Source organism: Salinimicrobium xinjiangense DSM 19287 (assembly GCF_000423585.1).
Classification (GTDB): domain Bacteria; phylum Bacteroidota; class Bacteroidia; order Flavobacteriales; family Flavobacteriaceae; genus Salinimicrobium; species Salinimicrobium xinjiangense.
In genome coordinates, this window is the sequence record NZ_AUIG01000048.1 from 1 (window position 1) to 2,421 (window position 2,421).

Sequence of the window (2,421 nt, forward strand, 5' to 3'; positions counted from 1 at the left end):
TAGGGGAACGAAATTGATCTTTTAATTTCTATTTTTAAAGGTACTCAAAAATGCCATTTTTGACGAGTCAGCCGTATTTGTGTTAACCGTTGTTGGCACCAGTATTATTACTTCCGTTTCCTGTTTTTTCTGAGAAAATCTTTGAATAAATCCTCGGTAGTAATTGTTCTTTTAAATCCTTTTTGGGAAAGTCCGTTTAATAGTTTCTTATCTCCTGTCCAGATTTTGCATTTTAAAAATAGAGAGAATGCTACAAAGGCAGAATCTGCAGGATCTACGTCTTCACAAAGATCAAAAGCTTCAAGATATTTTTCTTTAGGTGCGATGGAGTGATTAAGAATCGTAACATTCTTGAGAACTAACTCATATACCTCCAGGAATTCATCATCACTAAATTTTCCAATTTTCTTGATTTTTTCCTGATGTTCCCAGATTTCGTTTCTTAAATATTTTGGAGCATAAAATTCATAGAAGTCTTGACCAGTCAACAAAATTTGTCCTATTCGACTGTTTACATTTAGGATTGCACTAAAAATGATGTTTGAATCAACAATAATCTTAGTCATCCAATCCTACTTCTTTTTTTATTTTTTCCCAGCGATCAGATTTGGATTTCTTGGTTAGAGCCTCAATATCTTTTTCCGTTGCTTCTGATTTTGAGGTAAGTTCCTCATATCTTAGATAGTCCAAAATAGACTGAATTTTAGAAGCTTTTGTACCCGCAGAAAACCGCACCAGTATTTCATTATTATTTCGTTCTACTATCATCATTCTCGTTTTCTCAAATTTATAGATAAATTTTTACTTTTTAATCGCTGGTGATTTATATTGGTGCCAACGTCCCGGTTAACGCAAGTGCGGAGTTGGGAAACGTAATTGGTCTCTTAATTACTATTTTTAAAGGTACTCAAAAATGCCATTTTTGAAGGGTCTGCCGCATTTGTGTTAACCGTTGTTAGGCAAAGTGCGTTTACCGGTCTCTCCATTTTCTAATTAACATCAGGTCTCTTAATGACTTACCTAAACCATCCAATCCCGGGAAAAGACTTTCTGCGCTGATATTCATTGTTCTAAGCCTTGCTAAAAATTCCAATTTTAGTTCTGCCGGAATTCTTATTTTGAAAAGTCCATCAAATTGTTCTGGTCCGTCTGTTATTTTATTTATAATTTCTTCGTGGTCAGCCAACAAATTATTTGATACGTGGAAACAGCCTTGTTGACGGACAATACGATGGTTCTTTTTAGTTGCATAAAATACATCCAGAACGTCAAAACCCTCGAATTCAAATACGTCAGCACCTCGAGGGATATTTTCCTCTGGAATCTTTTTCTTCAAATTTTCCCTATAAAGCCAAGAATCAAAAGCATATAAAGCTCCGTCTTCTTCAAAATTTTCACTTACTGAGAAATATAGTGCGACGTATGGTGAAAGGGTCCAATCTATTAATCTTGTTGGGCAAGAGTAATGTTGCATATCTATCAGAATTGAAGAAGGATGTGTAGAATTCTCAAAATTCATGTTTTCATCGAGCAAATGTGCTTGAGACATGAATTCCATCTGAGTTTGCCTTTCATAAAATTTAGCATTCTTTTCACTGTTTTCACTGCCTCGAACAATTCGAGATAGGGAAGAAGATATACTCCATTTATAATCGGATTGCCCGCGGAACTGAATTCCATCACCAAAATCTATTATATGGCTATCAATTCCGACTTCAAGGAAACTCACCAAGCCTTTCCAATTTTTTATTTCAATTTCTTTCATATGGCATTTTGCCTAACGTCCCGGTTAACACAAGTGCGGAGTAGGGGACACGAATTGATCTTTTAAGTTCTATTTTTAAAGGTACTCAAAAATGCCATTTTTGAGAGGTCTGCCGCATTTGTGTTAACCGTTGTTGTGGGCAGTTTTTTCAATAATTTTCTTAACCTCCTTTTCATTTGGAAGCCACAGCCACAAGCCGATGATTCCTGTAAAAATTGCCATTTTAAAATTGTCCTTATTTTTCTTTTGAGTAACAGGCATATTTTTTCGCTCGTAAGATTTAAGACGATAGGAAAATATTAACTGGAAAACGGACAGGATAACACCGCCTAGAAATATTCCTGCGAACCAGAGTGTGATTAAGCCACCATCCGTTATTTTATTCTTAACAATAAAGATAAAACCTCCAATGATGACAATTCCTATAAATCCGAGGTATAGTGTAGTCAAAATTATTAGAGCAATCCGAAATCTCCTTATGTCGGATCTAAACTTTTCTGGAGTTATTATTTCAAAATACAATTTATGAGTTTTTCACGATGTATTGTTTTTCAAATTGCCCACAACGGCCCCGGTTAACACAAGTGCGGAGTAGGGGACACGAATTGATCTTTTAAGTTCTATTTTTAAAGGTACTCAAAAATGCTATTTTTGAG

4 protein-coding genes are annotated in these 2,421 nt (G+C 35.2%); all 4 read right to left on the reverse strand.

Features of this window, described 5'->3' with window-relative positions; all coding sequences use genetic code 11:
* Window positions 1–107: 107 nt before the first annotated feature.
* Window positions 108–566: a PIN domain-containing protein gene (locus G564_RS0113025; protein WP_029038041.1), complete on the reverse strand. Its 459-nt coding sequence runs from the start codon at window positions 564–566 to the stop codon at window positions 108–110.
* Window positions 559–771, reverse strand: coding sequence for a hypothetical protein (locus G564_RS0113030; protein WP_029038042.1), 213 nt, complete (start codon window positions 769–771; stop codon window positions 559–561). The genes G564_RS0113025 and G564_RS0113030 overlap by 8 nt, the downstream gene beginning before the upstream one ends.
* Before the next feature lie 199 nt (window positions 772–970).
* Window positions 971–1,765: an FRG domain-containing protein gene (locus G564_RS0113035; RefSeq protein ID WP_029038043.1), complete on the reverse strand. Its 795-nt coding sequence runs from the start codon at window positions 1,763–1,765 to the stop codon at window positions 971–973.
* Between the two features lie 123 nt (window positions 1,766–1,888).
* The gene (locus tag G564_RS0113040) at window positions 1,889–2,287 is read right to left on the reverse strand and encodes a hypothetical protein (protein WP_029038044.1); all 399 of its coding nucleotides are present in this window, start codon (window positions 2,285–2,287) and stop codon (window positions 1,889–1,891) included.
* Window positions 2,288–2,421 lie beyond the last annotated feature (134 nt).